Source organism: Bowmanella yangjiangensis, from assembly GCF_017255015.1.
Taxonomy (GTDB): Bacteria; Pseudomonadota; Gammaproteobacteria; order Enterobacterales; family Alteromonadaceae; genus Bowmanella; species Bowmanella yangjiangensis.
The window spans coordinates 1-374 of sequence record NZ_JAFKCS010000710.1; the positions used below are offsets into that span (position 1 = coordinate 1).

The 374-nt window shown below is 62.0% G+C and carries 1 protein-coding gene; it reads left to right on the forward strand.

Features of this window, described 5'->3' with window-relative positions:
* Window positions 1–263 precede the first annotated feature (263 nt).
* Window positions 264–374 (forward strand): 4Fe-4S binding protein (locus J0A65_RS26360; RefSeq protein WP_206597139.1); only part of this gene is annotated, 111 nt, incomplete at its 3' end.

Here is a 374-nt window from a genome sequence, read left to right on the forward strand (position 1 = left end):
GTCGCCGACGCCCTGAACGAGCGCTTCCGCAAGCAATAAGCGCCAGCCGTTCACGCCTGTCGGATGCCCCTCTCCCATTCATGAGAGAGGGGCAAAGCGGCGCCACGTTCCCTACCCTCTCCCCGCCCCCTCTCCTGTATTCGGGAGAGGGGCGCAAAGCGCCCAACCGGCCGAGCTAATGGCACAAGACGCAGCGATCCGGCACAATTCGCCTCATCGTTGTCTGCCAGTGTCGCGGCGTCGCCTCGACAGGAGTTGTTTTCATGTCCCTGATCATCACCGACGACTGCATCAACTGCGACGTCTGCGAACCCGAGTGCCCCAATGGCGCCATTTCCCAGGGTGAGGAGATCTACGTGATCGATCCCAACCTG